General features: G+C 38.9%; 12 protein-coding genes. 11 read left to right on the top strand and 1 reads right to left on the bottom strand.

Going from position 1 to position 15808, the window contains the following annotated elements:
• Window positions 1-69: 69 nt before the first annotated feature.
• From EU510_RS08120 to EU510_RS08100, 5 genes are all read left to right on the top strand, one after another.
• Entirely contained in the window at window positions 70-1800 is a 1731-nt protein-coding gene (locus tag EU510_RS08120) for an ATP-binding protein (RefSeq protein ID WP_149593053.1), read from the top strand.
• Window positions 1793-3157 carry a sigma-54-dependent transcriptional regulator gene (locus EU510_RS08115; protein WP_002959078.1) on the top strand — a complete coding sequence of 455 codons (1365 nt, stop codon included), beginning with the start codon at window positions 1793-1795 and terminating at the stop codon, window positions 3155-3157. The genes EU510_RS08120 and EU510_RS08115 overlap by 8 nt, the downstream gene beginning before the upstream one ends.
• A 176-nt stretch (window positions 3158-3333) precedes the next feature.
• Complete coding sequence (locus EU510_RS08110; protein ID WP_149593052.1) at window positions 3334-4290, top strand: porin; 957 nt, start codon at window positions 3334-3336, stop codon at window positions 4288-4290.
• 9 nt (window positions 4291-4299) lie between these two features.
• Window positions 4300-5775 carry an SLC13 family permease gene (locus tag EU510_RS08105; protein WP_149593051.1) on the top strand — a complete coding sequence of 492 codons (1476 nt, stop codon included), beginning with the start codon at window positions 4300-4302 and terminating at the stop codon, window positions 5773-5775.
• Window positions 5776-5989: 214 nt separating this feature from the next.
• Window positions 5990-7384 (top strand): coniferyl aldehyde dehydrogenase, encoded by a 1395-nt coding sequence (locus EU510_RS08100; RefSeq protein ID WP_149593291.1) that lies wholly within the window; start codon window positions 5990-5992, stop codon window positions 7382-7384.
• A gap of 133 nt (window positions 7385-7517) precedes the next feature.
• Here the strand turns inward: EU510_RS08100 and EU510_RS08095 are convergent, their stop codons facing one another.
• On the bottom strand, window positions 7518-8243 hold the full coding sequence (locus EU510_RS08095; RefSeq protein ID WP_149593050.1) for a tetratricopeptide repeat protein: 726 nt from the start codon (window positions 8241-8243) through the stop codon (window positions 7518-7520).
• A gap of 780 nt (window positions 8244-9023) precedes the next feature.
• Between EU510_RS08095 and EU510_RS08090 the strand changes: the two genes are divergently transcribed.
• The 6 genes from EU510_RS08090 to moaA all read left to right on the top strand — a co-directional run bounded on the left by EU510_RS08090 (window position 9024) and on the right by moaA (window position 15726).
• A complete protein-coding gene (locus EU510_RS08090; protein WP_149593049.1) occupies window positions 9024-9887 on the top strand; it encodes a DUF6279 family lipoprotein in 864 nt (287 codons plus the stop codon).
• Between the two features lie 84 nt (window positions 9888-9971).
• Window positions 9972-11000 (top strand): XdhC family protein, encoded by a 1029-nt coding sequence (locus EU510_RS08085; protein ID WP_149593048.1) that lies wholly within the window; start codon window positions 9972-9974, stop codon window positions 10998-11000.
• A complete protein-coding gene (locus EU510_RS08080; protein WP_149593047.1) occupies window positions 10994-11605 on the top strand; it encodes an NTP transferase domain-containing protein in 612 nt (203 codons plus the stop codon). Before EU510_RS08085 ends, EU510_RS08080 begins: the two co-directional genes overlap by 7 nt.
• Before the next feature lie 171 nt (window positions 11606-11776).
• Window positions 11777-12265, top strand: a complete 489-nt coding sequence (locus EU510_RS08075; protein WP_007582016.1) for a (2Fe-2S)-binding protein — start codon at window positions 11777-11779, stop codon at window positions 12263-12265.
• Window positions 12266-12277: 12 nt separating this feature from the next.
• Entirely contained in the window at window positions 12278-14569 is a 2292-nt protein-coding gene (locus tag EU510_RS08070; RefSeq protein ID WP_149593046.1) for a xanthine dehydrogenase family protein molybdopterin-binding subunit, read from the top strand.
• Between the two features lie 185 nt (window positions 14570-14754).
• On the top strand, window positions 14755-15726 hold the full coding sequence (gene moaA / locus EU510_RS08065) for a GTP 3',8-cyclase MoaA (RefSeq protein WP_149593045.1): 972 nt from the start codon (window positions 14755-14757) through the stop codon (window positions 15724-15726).
• Window positions 15727-15808: the final 82 nt, after the last annotated feature.

The following is a 15808-nucleotide window of genomic DNA, read 5'->3' as shown; positions in this document are numbered from 1 at the left end:
TATATCCCTGTCTCATATAAGTCGTTACACTAGCGACCTTAAATTTTCAGGCTATTTCTCGGGTAGGCCATGTTTACGTTTTCTAAAAAAATAATTACAATATGTATATTATTAGTATTAATTTTGGTTGTTACATTTTGGGTAGGCCGCGCTCACGATATTGAAAAAGCAACTGCTCAAGCGCAGCGTCAGGTTACTCAATTAAATAATTACATTGATACTGAACTTGCTCGTTTTTCGGCTATTCCCCAGCTACTTACTTATAATCAGTTAATGATTGAATTTACAAACGGCGACCAAGCCCACTACAACGCCATAAATAACTACTTAGCTGATATACAACAGGCAAGTGGTGCATCAGATATATTTGTACTTAATGCCCAGGGCGCAGTAACAGCAAGTAGTAACTGGCAAGCCGATTACACATTTTTAGGCAGTAACTTTGCCTTTAGACCTTACTTTAAACGTGCATTTGCAGGTGAAGAAGTGGCCTATTTTGCACTAGGTATGCGTTCAAAAGAGCGTGGCATTTATTTTTCGCAGGCTGTCTATCACGACAACAAAGCGGTTGGTGTTGTTGTATTAAAAGCGAATGTAAGCAAATTTGAAAACGACAGAGAGCTTTTAAATACATCTAAAGGTAGCCATTTTTATTTAGAGCTTAGTGATAATGTAATTGCAATGTCTGATATGCAAACATGGCGTTTAAATAGCTTCAGCGAGTTTGATATAACAAAGCGACGTAATATAAAATTACGCCGTGCTTATTTAGATCATCAACCTGTATATATTAAGCAATTTCAATATAAGAGCCAGGGTATTTCGCATTTTAAAATTAATAAAAACCTTTATGTGAGTGCAACAAAACCACTGCGTTATTTTAGTGCACATATGAACGTACTTGTTGATATTACAAAAGTAAATTCAGCTCAATTAATACGCTTGTTTTGGGCATTTAGTATTTATGCTTTAGTTATGATTATTGGTTATAGTTTACTTGCTCGTTTTGCGGGTTATAAAAAGCTAGTTTACTCAAGGCATAGTCTTGAGCAAAAAGTGATTGAGCGCACACAAGAGCTTGAAAAAACGCAAGTTGCATTAGTTCAATCAGCAAAACTTGCAACAATTGGGCAGTTAAGCGCAGGTATTAATCACGAAATAAATCAGCCTCTTAGTGCTATTAATACTTACCTAGCAAGTGCCAAACGTTTACTCGCTAAACAAAATTACACCGCACTTGGCGAAAGCATCACGGTGATTGAGGGGCTTGTAGGTCGCGTACACAAAATAGTGGGGCAGCTGAAACATTTTAGTAAACCATCACAAACTCAATTAAGGCCTTATCCGTTAGCTGGTTTATTAAATAACGCCTTGATGATTGCCAGCTCACAACTAAAACAAGATAACGTACACGTAGAGCAGCCTAATTTAGATAGTGGGTTAATAGTGTGGGTTGACTCACTTAAATTTGAGCAAGTGTTGGTTAACTTAATAACCAACGCGAGCCAAGCTATGAGTGGCGCAATAATACGTAAATTAAGTTTTAATGTTGAGTGTTTTGATAACCGAGTTAAACTCTCAATTTTAGATACTGGGCCTGGGATAGAGCAACATGCTTTTGGTAATATTTTCGAACCTTTTTATAGTACTAAAGAGAGTAACGGTTTAGGCCTTGGACTATCTATTTCAAAACAAATTATCGACTCGTTTAATGGATCTTTAAGTGCGCACAATCGACTGCAAGGTGGGGCTGAGTTTATAATCAGTCTATCAAGCACGCAGGATAAAACAGATGATTGAAAACTCACCGTGTAAGCACATCATTGTAGTTGATGATGAAGCGATGATCAGAGATTCATTAAAGCAATTACTTACTCTCGAAGGCTATACAGTTGAGTGTTTTAATGACGCAAGTACCGCACTAACAAAGCTTAATCGACGTTTTATGGGCGTTGTACTGAGTGATATAAATATGCCTGCAATGGATGGGCTTACTTTGCTTGAGCAAGTTACGGCGTTTGATAGCGAACTGCCGGTTATATTTTTAACTGGGTACGCCGATGTAACTATTGCTGTTAAAGCTATGCAATTAGGGGCGTATGACTTATTTGAAAAACCAGTCAACGAAACATTACTTGATTGCATAGCAAGAGCATGCGACAAGCGTAGCTTAGTGATTCAAAATCGTGCACTAAAACTTGCTGTACAAAAAACCTCAGCGCCGGGTGTACGAATACTAGGTGATACTCCTAAAATGCAAGATATGATGCATTTACTCAATACGGTTATAGATACTCCAGCTGATGTAATGATTGAAGGTGAAACTGGCACCGGTAAAGAGCTAGTAGCGCGTTATTTACACGATCAAAGTATTCGTTCAGCAAGTAACTTTGTGGCTATAAATTGCGGCGCGGTACCTGAGCAGTTGATAGAAAGTGAGTTATTTGGTGCTGCAAGTGGTGCCTATACAGGAGCAACTCACACGCGTAAGGGAAAGTTTGAATTTGCACAAGGCGGTACCGTTTTTTTAGATGAAATAGAAAGTACCCCAATGTCGTTGCAGGTTAAATTATTACGCGTATTAGAGGAGCGAAAAGTAACTCCAGTAGGTGATAATAAAGCAATTGAATTAGATATAAGAATTGTTGCAGCCACTAAAGTAGATTTGCTTTTGTTAGTTGAAAAAGGTGAATTTAGAGCAGATTTATATTATCGGCTAAGTTTGGTAAAAGTAGATATACCGCCACTTAGAGCTCGAAAAGCAGATATAGTATTACTGTTTAAGCATTTTAGCTCTATTGCAGCAACACGCTATCACAAGCCGCCAGCACCTCTTAATAGCGAAATACAACAGCGACTCTTAGCGTACGACTGGCCTGGTAATGTAAGGGAGCTCAGAAACCAAGCTGAGCGCGCGGTTTTATTAGGAGTAGAACTTGCTTTTAGTGTTAGCAAAACGCAGGCTAAAGGTGAGCTTTCTCCCGATTTAAGCTTATCTGAAAAAGTTGCTTTTTATGAGCAGTCATTAATAGAAGAAGCCCTAGAGCGTAACCATGGCAGTATTAAAAATACGATGGATACATTGCAAATCGCTCGTAAAACCCTTTACGATAAAATGAGTAAATATAATTTAAACCGCGATATGTTTATTGACTAAATTGTGTGGTTTATGTGACAACTTCGTTTTTGTTATGTGTGGGAAACCGCACATTTGTTCTCTTTTTTATATTAAAGCTCAATTAACTATCTGAAATGTAATAGTATTTTACCATTGGCAGTAAAGTTGCCTTATTAGGTCTGACAACAAGTAGATTCTAATAATTAGGACACATAATGATAAAATTTACACACTCTACTATTTTACTCACCTCAATAAGTAGCTTGGCTTTTTACTCGTACACGGCTTGCGCTACTGAATATGACGTTTATGGTAAAGCCGAAGTACAAATTGCTAATACAGATACGGGTATCATGCGTTACGCAGATGAAGGCACGCAGATTGAAGCGCCATTTTCGCGTATAGGTATTCAAGGGCAACACAAATTAAATGAATATTTAAACGTTGTTTTTAAATACGAAGTACAAGTAAAAGGCTTTGAGCAAGATGATACCGAAGAGCCATTTAGTGCAAGGAACACTTATCTTGGTTTAAAAGGTGAATTTGGCGAGCTTGTAGTGGGGAGAAACGATACTCGCTTTAAATACTCTGAGGGTAAAGTTGATAATTTTAATGAAACCCAAGGCGATATGGCCCAAGTTATTGCAGGACAAGACAGACTTGGTGATACGCTAACATACACGTCTAAGTATTGGCATAATACCCAGTTTTCGTTTACTTACGCTCCAAAAGACGATAATAAAGATAATGAAGCTGGATTTGCAGCAACCTTTATTTATGGTGACCGTAGCTTAAAAAACACCTCATATTACTTATCATTAAGCCATGTTGATTCTCTTAATAATATTAATGCAAGTCGAATAGCAGCAGCCTATAAATTTGAACAATTACAGCTTGGTGCACTGTATCAGCACTCTGAATCAACAGATGGTATAAAATCAGGTAACGGTTATGTGTTAAGTGCAAGCTATACGCTTGATAAATGGGTACCTAAATTACAGTTTGCTAAAGATGACTCTTTGCTTCGTCAAACTTCTGAGGCAACGCAATGGACTACGGGCCTTGACTATGTATTTGATAAGCAAACAACTGCTTACCTCTTATACACCGACCTTAATTTAGAAGAACAAGACGACAGCAGTGTTGCGCTTGGTCTTAAATACAAATTTTAGAGGCCTGCCATGACAGATAATATACTCACGCAAAAACCAGATAAGAAAAGACATTTTCAATGGCTTTTTCTAATACTTGGGCCATTAGTAATGCTATTAACATGTTTACTCGATCCACCAACGGGTATGTCTGTAGCGGCATTTAAAACCGCAGGTTTAGCATTTTGGATGGCATCGTGGTGGGTGAGCGAAGTAGTGCCAATTCCGGCAACTGCATTGCTTCCTTTAGTTATATCCCCCTTAGCTGACATAGCAGCAATAAAAAGTGTGGCTGCGCCGTACGCACATCCTTTGATCTTCTTGTTTTTAGGGGGCTTTTTAATTTCTATAGCTATGGAGCGTTGGGGATTACATAAACGTATTGCGTTAAGTACGATGTTGTATGCGGGTAAAAAGCCAAGCTTGCAAATTTTAGCAATGATGCTGGTAACCGCATTTTTGTCAATGTGGATGTCTAATACCGCAACAGCCGTAATGATGCTGCCTATTGCGCTTTCGATCACCAGTTTAGTTAAGCAATCAGACCCGAGTAATGAAGGTTTTGGTAAAGCATTATTATTATCGATAGCATACGGTGCAAGCATAGGCGGTATTGCAACCTTAATTGGTACACCGCCTAATGCTTTAATGGCTGCGTACTTGTCTGATAGTTATCAAATAGAAATTGGCTTTGCACAGTGGATGATTGTAGGCGTACCTCTGTCTTTAAGTATGCTTATTATTAGCTGGGTTTGGCTTACTAAATTTGCTTATAAAGTAGATGCTAATGTTAAAAACGATCAAAAAATTGATACAAAAGCGGTGTTTTCAACGCAGTTAAAAAGCCTAGGTATAATGCAGCGCGCCGAAAAAGGCGTGTTATTTGTATTTGTACTTGCTGCACTTTGTTGGATATTTAGACCTTTATTAGGTGACATAACAGGCCTTAATATTTCAGATACTACTATTGCAATCGCAGCGGCATTGCTGTTGTTTATAATGCCAGCGAATAAAGGCAGTGATGAGCGAATTCTTGATTGGCAAAATGCCTCACAAGTGCCTTGGGGCGTATTGCTATTGTTTGGGGGCGGACTTACGCTTGCATCTCAAATTAAATCGTCAGGCCTTGCTGAATTTATTGCTCACATGATTGAAGGCGCAAGCGCAATTCCACTGGTTATGAGCGTACTTGTTGTTGTTGCATTAATTACGTTTTTAACTGAGATCACAAGTAATACCGCAACAGCCGCAGGGTTCTTACCTTTATTAGGTCCTGTTGCTGAGTCTATAACAGGTTCACCGTTGGTATGGGTTATTCCTGCCGCTATTGCATGTAGCTGTGCATTTATGATGCCTGTAGCGACACCGCCTAACGCTATTGTTTTTGGTTCAGGTCAACTACAAATGCGCGATATGATAAGAGCGGGTTTTGTATTAAATATTGTAGCAATTGCGTTAATAACACTGGTTACAATGACGATTGCAGCCCAAGTGTTTAATTTTTAACTATCCATTAAATTAGTTCCAACCAACCTATTACCAGAGTAGTTTTGTTTATATTTACAATTTAAACAAAGCTACTCTTTATGTTTATTTATATTGCTTAAGAAGCTCTTTTTTAGATAATTAGTGTTATTGCTCGAAAAACAGAACAAGGTTATAGTCGTTAATAACTTTAAAAATTGAGTAACCTATTTTGAGCACTAAGACATCACAGGCAATGCCTTTAATTCCCCAATTTGATGAATTGCAAAAAAGCTTTCTCGAAATGCCTTACTCGCCGCTTGATAAACGTCTCGTTTTATTGAAAAAACTCCGTGTACGTATTGTTGAGCTTGAGCAAGAGCTAGTGGATGCTGCTTCAAAAGACTTTGGTTACAGAACCGCTTTCGATACCTTACTTGGCGATATATTACCTACAGTGCAAACACTCGCGCACATTATTAAAAAATTACCAAAATGGACAAAGCCAAGTAATCGTTCTGTAGGTTTAAGCTTATGGCCTTCAAAAGTAAGTGTTAATTATCAGCCCAAAGGTGTGGTTGGTATTATTGCACCGTGGAATTACCCGATTCAGTTAGCGTTAGTACCTGTGCTTACCGCCATAGCTGCCGGTAATAGAGTTATGCTCAAATTAAGCGAGTTTACACCGTATACAAACGCCGTTATCGAAAAAATATTTAATGACGACATGCAAGCGCATTGTAAAATAATACAAGGGGGGAGTGATGTTGCAGCAGAGTTTTCATCATTGCCATTCGCTCATTTATTATTTACGGGTTCAACGAACGTAGGTAAATTAGTAATGGCGTCAGCAAGTCGTAATTTAACGCCGGTAACGCTTGAGCTCGGTGGTAAATCGCCAGTTGTAATTACGCAAAATGCCGATATTAAAAAAGCGGCACAAGCTTTACTGTTTGGCAAGATGGCCAATGCAGGGCAAATATGCGTTGCACCCGACTACGTATTTGTACCCAAGGCGCTTGAGCATCAGCTTATTCAGCAATTATGCGAGCTGTATAAAAAGCACTTTAAAGACGGTGTTGAAGGTAAAAACTTAACCTCTATTATTAGCGATGCACACTATAAACGTTTGGCAACCTACTTAGAGCAAGCCCAAGAGCTTGGCGCAAACATCATCAAGCCACTTGAACAAAACCAACAAGATGCAGAAAAGCATCGTATGGGTCTGCATTTAGTGACACAAGTAACTGACGAAATGCAGCTTATGCAAGAGGAGTTATTTGGTCCAATACTACCAATAATGAGTTATGAAAAGCTCGACAGCGCAATTGACTATATTAAAGCTCATCACCACCCATTAGCGCTTTATATTTTAGGCCAAGATAAGCACGCTCAAGAATACATTATGAAGCAAACAATCAGTGGCACTGTGGCAATAAACGATACCTTAGTGCAAGTGACTGCTGACGATGCTCCTTTTGGTGGTGTAGGGCATTCAGGAATGGGGCATTATCATGGTATAGAAGGTTTTTTAACGTTTAGCCATGCTAAAAATACGTTAGTATCGGGCTCGTTTAATCCTCGTATTGTTATGCTGCTAAAACAAAGCAAACTTCTTATTAAGCTACTAAAGTGGCTTTACATAAAATGATAAGTTGTTGATTTGGTAAAGTAAAATAGACTTTTAACTTGCTAAATCAAGATATATTAAAAAGGCTGAATTACGTTATGTAATTCAGCCTTTTTTAGATTAGTTTTAAACTAAGGTATTAAACTCCTAACCTTTAAAATAAGCGACCTTCGCCAGCATAGGTACCCACTTGTATTTTTGCATAAATGGCATCGGCTTTTTCTTTAGCTTCTTCAATTTCTTTAGGCAGCATTTTACGCTCATCAAGTTTACGGCTATGACTCGCTTGCATATTGCCGTTGTACTCAGCGATAGTATTCCAAATATATGACTTTTCTAGATCTTTTGGCATACCTAGCCCTTCAAAATACATGAGGGCTAAATTAAATTGCGCTAAAGAGTAATTGTTTGCAGCTGCTTTTTCGTACCAGTTACGTGCCGCTTCATAGTCTCGTGTAACACCCACGCCATTGGCGTACATTACGCCCAAATTAAATTGAGCTGCAGGTAGATTCTTCTTGGCTGCTTTTTCAAATAAAGTAACAGCCATTTGGTGATCAAGCTTTACGCCTTTACCTTCGTCGTATAAAACAGCTAACGCAAACATCGAATCAGCATGGTTCTTTTTAACGCCTTGCTGATAAAGTGCAGCAGCTTTGCGGTAATCGCGTGTTACACCGTACCCACCTTCGTATAATTTAGCTAGCTCGTAAATTCCTGGCGCAAAGCCTTTATCTGCTAGGTATTGGAATTCTTTTAGGGCGACTGCAAATTCACCTTCGTTAGCTGCTCTTATGCCATCTTCTAATGTTGCATGAGCAAAAGGGCTGGCAAGTAAAACGCCAGCAAGAACGAGTGCTTTTAAATTAAACTGTGACATATTAATGTCTCCAATTAGTAATAGTTTCGATAGATTTTAGAGCCAGTACATTTTTTAGGTTAAACACCCACTGCTATTTAGGCTCGCCCTTGAGACGGTTTGCTCTTTGCTGCTCGGTTTTTTAATGAGCTTACTAAGTTACAAACTTTGCGCGGCGATTAAATAGCGCCTAGATAGAACAAATTTTAATCCTAAAAGTTCAACAGGCCATAGTTAAATGCTAATTTATTAAATTTTTGCACTATTTGCACATTATAAACGTTTAATACCCAATACATTTATGTAAAGACTAGATCGGCTACTATAAATAGATGCAAAAAAGGGGTCTACTGTTATGTTTTACGCCAGCTTTAGTGTAAACGCAAGCCGGCACCTTATAAGATCGTGCGTATAAAATGTAAATAACAGCACGGTGGACTTTCAAGGCAAGCTAATGAGTTTAAGAAGTGTAAGATACAGATTTTATAGAAAATTTAAAGATATAAAAAAAGCCCGTTAGGGCTTTTTTGAGTCATATTAACCGTCACTAATATGAGCAATGTAGCAAGTAAATGTGATCTTTGGTGCTATTACTTGGGTCGAGTAAGCAATAACACGAAGCGGCACGTTCTTCTTTTAATGTGTCAGCATCCTTGCTGAATATTCTTTCATAGGCACTGAGGTCGGTACACTTTGTTTATGATAATGATTATTAGTTAGATTACCGTGCAAGTCAATACTTAATGATAATTATTATCAAATAAGATTTTCATGAGTATAAAATTTTAAATAAGGAAAGTGATGCTTAATAACCTAAAAACTAAAAAAGTGATAAATGCGTGCTTTGCTATCAGCATGGTATTTTTGTGTAGTTGTTCAGCCTCATTTACTTATAACAACTTGAGCTGGCTTTCGTCATTTTGGGTAGATGATTATATTGATTTAAATAAAACACAAAATAAGCAGCTCAAACAGATCATTAACACGACTCAAGCATGGCATAGAAGTACGCAGCTACCAGCTTACAAACAAGACATTCAAAATATTAAGGCACTTTTTAACAACACACTAAGCAACGATCAGTTAAAAGAGCAGGTGGTTTTTGCTAAAAAGCATTGGCAAAACTTACTCGAATACGCGCACATGCCTTTAGCAGAGCTTGGAGCAACCTTATCAAGTGAGCAAAGAGAAGAACTTTTAAACAATATTCAAATAAAAATTAACGACGAACGTGAAGAGTTTGACGAACAAACCCTGCTTGAGCGAAAAAGTGAGCGTTTGGAAGAGCAATTTGAATACTACGAGCAATGGATCGGCAAGCTTAATAAACAACAAAAAGCGCTGATTAAATCAACTAATGAGCAACATCAAGACTCTGGAATGTTGTGGTTGGAATACAAACAAACCCGTTTGAATGCAGCCAAACAGGTATTTGAAAATGTTGAAATAACAAAAAAAGAATTTATAAATCAGTTGAGTACAGTTATTAAAGAGCGCGAACTATATATGAGCGACGCACTATTGAAAGCCAATGAAGCAAATTTAGATTTATATATAAATTTACTCTACGAATTAAACTCAACTCTAAATGATAAACAACGCCAAAGCGTTAATGATCAATTTGATGAGTTAATTGAGACCTTAAACGATATAATAGAAAACTAAATTGTGCGTGAATTATTAAGTTTTAAATTAGCTGTTTAGGCTGATTTGTTTTTAAACGCAAAAATGCTTTTTAAAGGGCAATATATGGTTACAGATTTGAAAAGTATCTTAAACACTTGGTATCCCGATAGGGATAACCAAGAATGGGTTTTAGCTACTTTGTACAAAATTGAAGGCTCTAGTTACAGAAAGCTAGGGGCTATGATGCTTATTTCGAGCCTAGGCGAGCGCTTGGGGATGCTTTCGGGTGGCTGTTTAGAAGCTGACATACAACGCCATGCTAAACAAGTAATGAGTAGTTTAAGCAGCAAAACCATTAGTTATGATGCCACCGATGAAGACGATTTAACCTTTCAACTTGGCATTGGTTGTGGGGGCATAGTACATATTTTACTGCAGCCCATTCATAAAGCTAATGACTATTTACAGTTAGAGCTTGTATCTAAAGCACTTAATGAGAATAAACCGGGGCGATATCTTCAACAAGTAAGCCCCATTTTGCCAGCCGGTAGTGGTGTATTTTCGCAAAATGATGAGTTGCATGGCTTATCAATGAACCGCAAAGCGCAGTTGGTAGAATTACAAGGCGCTACGTGCTTGCAAACCTCTATTTATCCACCGCCCCATCTATTAATAGTAGGTGGTGGAGCAGATGCAGTTCCGGTTTATACATTTGCCAAACAACTTGGTTGGAGTGTAACGGTATGGGATACACGCGCGGCTAATGCAAAAAGACAATATTTTAAAAATGCAGATGCTATTTTGCGCATCACACCGAGTGAGTTAAAAGAATATTGCATAACTAATAAAGTCGATGCGGCTATTTTAATGGCTCACAGCGTTGAACTTGACGCCAGTACGTTGGCTCAATTTAAAGATGTACCGTTTAAATATATAGGGTTATTGGGTCCTAAGCACAGGCGTGAGCAAGTTTTAGAGCACGCAAATACGGATGTGTCACAAATTAAGTCTCCTGTTTTTGGGCCTGTCGGTTTAAATTTAGGGGGCGACTCGCCAGAGAGTATTGCACTATCGCTGATCAGTGAAATACATGCAGTGCTGTGTGATAAAGATGCCCAATCACTGAGCCATTGGGGGCAAGAGCCGTGCTAATTGCAAAAGTAGTGTTGGCAGCAGGTCAATCATCTCGTTTTGATGGTTGTAAGTTAATAGCTGATGTGGGCTTAGGGCAAACAATGATTGAGCGAGCGGTTGAAGTGCTGCAAGCGCTTGATGATTCACCCGTATATGTAGTTACAGGAAAGTGGCACGCAGAGGTAGTAAAAGCACTCAGCGGGCATTCAAATATACATATTATTGAAAACAAACGATGGGATGACGGCTTAGGTGTTTCAATTGCTGTCGCTTCGCAAGCGCTATCTAAACACCATGCTTATGATGGAATTTTATTTATGCTTGCCGATCAGGTTGAGCTTAAAACGCAAGATCTAGCTGCATTAGTTACAGGTTTCACACGTGAATCCTCGCGCTGGTGTGCAAACTATGGCGAGCGTTTAGGTGTACCCGCTATATTCCCAGCGGTTGATTTATCAAAGCTTACAAGCTTAACTTCTGATAAGGGGGCACAGCAATTACTGCGTTCCAGCAGTGAAGTCGTCAATACAATTAATTTAAGTAGTGCGAGTGTAGATATAGATACGCAACTGCAGCTGAGTAATTTTATAGCGAAGCATGAATTAAAAGTTCACAAAAAGTAATTTAATTATATCAGTTGTAACTACGATTATGTTTAAAGTATTTAGCTGTGAATACAATGGGTATTACATAGTAAATGATGTTTTTAGAGTGAGTAGTTACAACAATTTTAACGGTAAAAGCCAACGTATTAACTAATATTGGGGCTATAAAGCTTAATCAAGGGGCAAGCTATGGTGACGTTTACAATTAATGGCAAGGTGGTTGAATCACACGCAAGTGAAGATACACCATTGTTATGGGTTATTCGTGATGAAATTGGATTAAAAGGGACGAAGTTTGGTTGCGGTATTGCAATGTGTGGTGCGTGTACGGTGCATTTAGATGGGCAGGCAACTCGCTCATGTGTTTTACCAATTGGCGCAATTGCAGGAAAAAACATTACCACAATTGAAGGACTTAATAACGAACACCCACTTCAAAAAGCATGGGTTGAAGAGCAAGTACCACAGTGCGGTTACTGTCAGTCTGGGCAAATAATGCAAGCGGCTACATTACTGGCAGCTAATCCAAGTCCTTCAGATGAAGAGATAGTAAGCCATATGAATGGTAACTACTGTCGCTGTATGGCTTATAAACGTATTAAAACTGCTATTCAACGCGCTGCAGATGAGTCACAAAGTGTAGTAAATATATTTGATCCAAATGCACAAGACGCTTAACTGGAGCCGATAATGAAAAAATTATTTCAAAAAAATAGCGAAACCGTTAATTTAAATCGTCGCTCGTTCATGATTGGCACTGCTAGCGCAGGTTTAGTCATGGCGTTTGCCCCTGCGTTATTTTCGGGTTCGCTAAGTGCAAAAGAATCAATTGCGCAACAAGCTTTTTCACCCACCATTTGGTGGACTATGAGCACCGACGGCGCTGTAGAAGTAAGTATTGCAAAAGCTGAAATGGGTCAACATATTGGTACTGCTCTTGCGCGGATTGTGGCTGATGAACTTGAATGTGATTGGGATAAAGTATCAATTACCTACGTAGATACTCATGAAAAATGGGGCTTTATGGTAACGGGTGGTTCGTGGTCTGTATTTCAAAGCTTTAAGCCATTATCTCAAGCCGGTGCTGCAGGTCGAATTGCATTAATAGAAGCCGGAGCTAAAATGCTCGGCGTGCCTTCAGACAAATGTCGTGCCGAAAAGGGCTATATTATTGCAGGCGAAAAATCGGTTAGTTACGCAGACATAGTTAAAAAGGGCGAATTTAATCGTACATTCACAAGTGATGAAGTTGCAAACTTGCCACTAAAACCTGCTAATAAACGTCATTTAACTGGGCTTAAACAAGACTTTAAAGCGCTTGATATACCAGCCAAAACAAATGGTACTGCAGTATATGGGATAGATGTAGAAGTTGAAGGCATGCTGTACGCGCGTCCAGTTATTCCACCAACTCGTTATGGCAGTACAGTGACAAACGTTGACGATAGTGCAGCAAAAGCAATTAAAGGTTACAAAGGCTATGAAATTTTAAATGACCCTAGTAACACAGTGCAAGGCTGGGTTGTTGTATTAGCTGATAGTTATCCAAGTGCCATTAAAGCAGTAGATGCTTTAAAGGTGAGTTACAAAAAAGGTGAGTCGGCAAATATATCTGAAGCTGATATTCAAAAAGAAGGTAAGCGATTATGCGAGCAACGCGACTCGGGTACTTTGTTTGTTGATGAAGGCGATATAAAGAAAACCCAAGCCGATGCCAATGAGTCGTTAGAATCAATGTATACCACAGCGACAGCGAGCCATTATCAGCTAGAGCCATTAAATGCGGTTGCAGAGTTTAAAGACGGGAATTGGATTATTCATACAGGTAACCAATGGCAGTCACTTACGTTACCTGCGCTTGCTAAAGCACTTGATATAGAACAAAACAAAGTAATTATTCGTCCTTACTATTTAGGTGGTGGTTTTGGTCGTCGATTATTTGGTGATTGGACTGTACCTGCAGCTCTAACTGCAAAAGCAGTAGGTAAACCAGTAAAACTGGTATTTACACGAGCAGACGATAGCTTATTCGATCAGTCTCGTTCTGCATCTGCTGCAAAATTGACGGCGTCGTTTGACAAAAATGGTACCTTCACAGGAATGGAACATGCATTTGCCGCTGGTTGGCCTACTAAAGCCATGGCACCAGGGTTTTTATCACCGGGTGTTGATGGCAAAGGTAAATTTGATGCATTTTCAGCATCAGGCGCTGATCATTGGTACAGCATGAGCAGTCATCGTGCACGCGCTATTAATAATGAAGTTGCGCAAAGCACCTTTAATCCAGGTTGGTTACGTTCAGTAGGGCCAGGCTGGATTGCATGGAGTCTTGAGTCGTTTATTGATGAAATTGCCCATAAGCAAGGCAAAGATCCTGTTCAATTTAGAATTGAAATGTTAGATGGTAAAGGCAAGCAAGCGGGTAAAGCGCCTGAGAGCGTTGGCGGAGCACTGCGCTTACGTAATGTGCTTAAAACAGTGTCAGACAAAGTAGCTTCTGTAAAATTGGCGAAAGACGAAGGCATTGGTTTTTCTGTAAGCTCAGGGCAAGAACGCACAATGCCAGCATGGCTTGCAACCGCAGCGCATGTTCACGTTAACCGTGATAGTGGTAAAATAACGCTTAAAAAGCTTTATGTTGTTGTAGATGCGGGCTTAATAGTTCACCCTGATGGCGCATTGGCGCAAATTGAAGGGTCGTTACTATGGGGCAGCAGCCTTGCATTGCATGAGTCAAATACGTATAAAGATGGACAGGTATCAGCGACTAACTTTAATACTTATTTACCGCTAAGAATGCAAGATGTGCCAGATATGGACATCGAGTTTTTACAAAGCGATGAGTTTCCAGTTGGTTTAGGTGAGCCTGGGGTGATAGGGGTTGCTCCTGCTATTGGTAATGCAGTGTTTAATGCTGTAGGCGTTCGTTTACGTGACCTACCAATGAAGCCAAGCGAACTTAAAAAAGGCTTAGAAGCGTAAAACAAAAATAATTAAAGAGGTATGCTTTAGGCTGCCCCTTTAGTTATTAAATATATTTATGTAATTATTATTTATGTATCAATAAGTAGCGTTGTTTATACTAATTCACTTAATTAAACGATTAAGTATTATTGCAAATTGGTATTAGGTTGTTATTACTTGTTGATATTAGTTAAGGTTTATTTATGCTAATCGACCCAACAGGGCGAGAGTTTAGTTACTTACGTTTGTCTATTACGGATGTATGTAATTTTAAGTGTGTTTATTGTTTACCAGATGGTTATCAGGGCGGTCACGACCGTGGATTCCTCACAATTGATGAAATTAGCAATACTCTTAAAGCGTTTGCACACCATGGTATCGAAAAAGTAAGGATCACTGGCGGAGAGCCAACCCTTAGAAAAGACTTTATAGATGTTGTTCGCGCGGCAAACGATGTTGCGGGCATAAAAAAAATTGCAATGACTACCAATGGTTTTTCTCTTCATAGGAATATTCATGACTGGGTAGATGCAGGCTTAAATGCCATTAATGTAAGCATTGATAGTTTAGATTCACGCATGTTTAACACCATCACTGGGCATGACAAATTTACCTCAGTAATGAAAGGTATTGATACAGCGCTTGAAACGGGTATTGATTCGGTAAAAATAAACAGCGTGCTGATGAAGCAATATAACGCAAAAGAGTTTGATACATTTTTAAATTGGGTTAAACACCGCCCCGTTACCATCCGCTTTATAGAGTTGATGCAAACAAACGATAACAAAGCCTTTTTTGATGCTAACCATGTATCTGGGCAAGTTTTAAAAACTCAGCTATTACAAACGGGTTGGCAGCAAGTTGCGCGTAGTGCATCAGCAGGTCCTGCTCAAGAGTTTGCGCATCCTGACTATCAAGGCAGAATTGGTTTAATAATGCCTTACAGCAACGATTTTTGTAGTACCTGTAACCGATTAAGGGTTACAGCAAAAGGAAATCTGCACTTGTGTTTGTTTTCTGAAGAGGGGATTTCGCTAAGAGAATATATGAACGACAGTTCGAATAGTGAATTAATGGCATTGTTATCTCGCTATATTAAAACTAAAAAGCCAACTCATCTTTTACATCAAGGTAATACAGGTATTACTACTAATTTATCTATGTTAGGTGGCTAGTTGTTAGAGCTAATTTGTAAACGAAAACATTAAACGTGTCCCTTAATCACCAATAAAAGGGTGTGTTTACATGCTTTTAGAG

This window comes from Pseudoalteromonas sp. FUC4 (genome assembly GCF_008370255.1).
Classification (GTDB): domain Bacteria; phylum Pseudomonadota; class Gammaproteobacteria; order Enterobacterales; family Alteromonadaceae; genus Pseudoalteromonas.
Note: the sequence above shows the minus strand (reverse complement) of the source record. Positions and strands in the feature narration are given on the sequence as shown.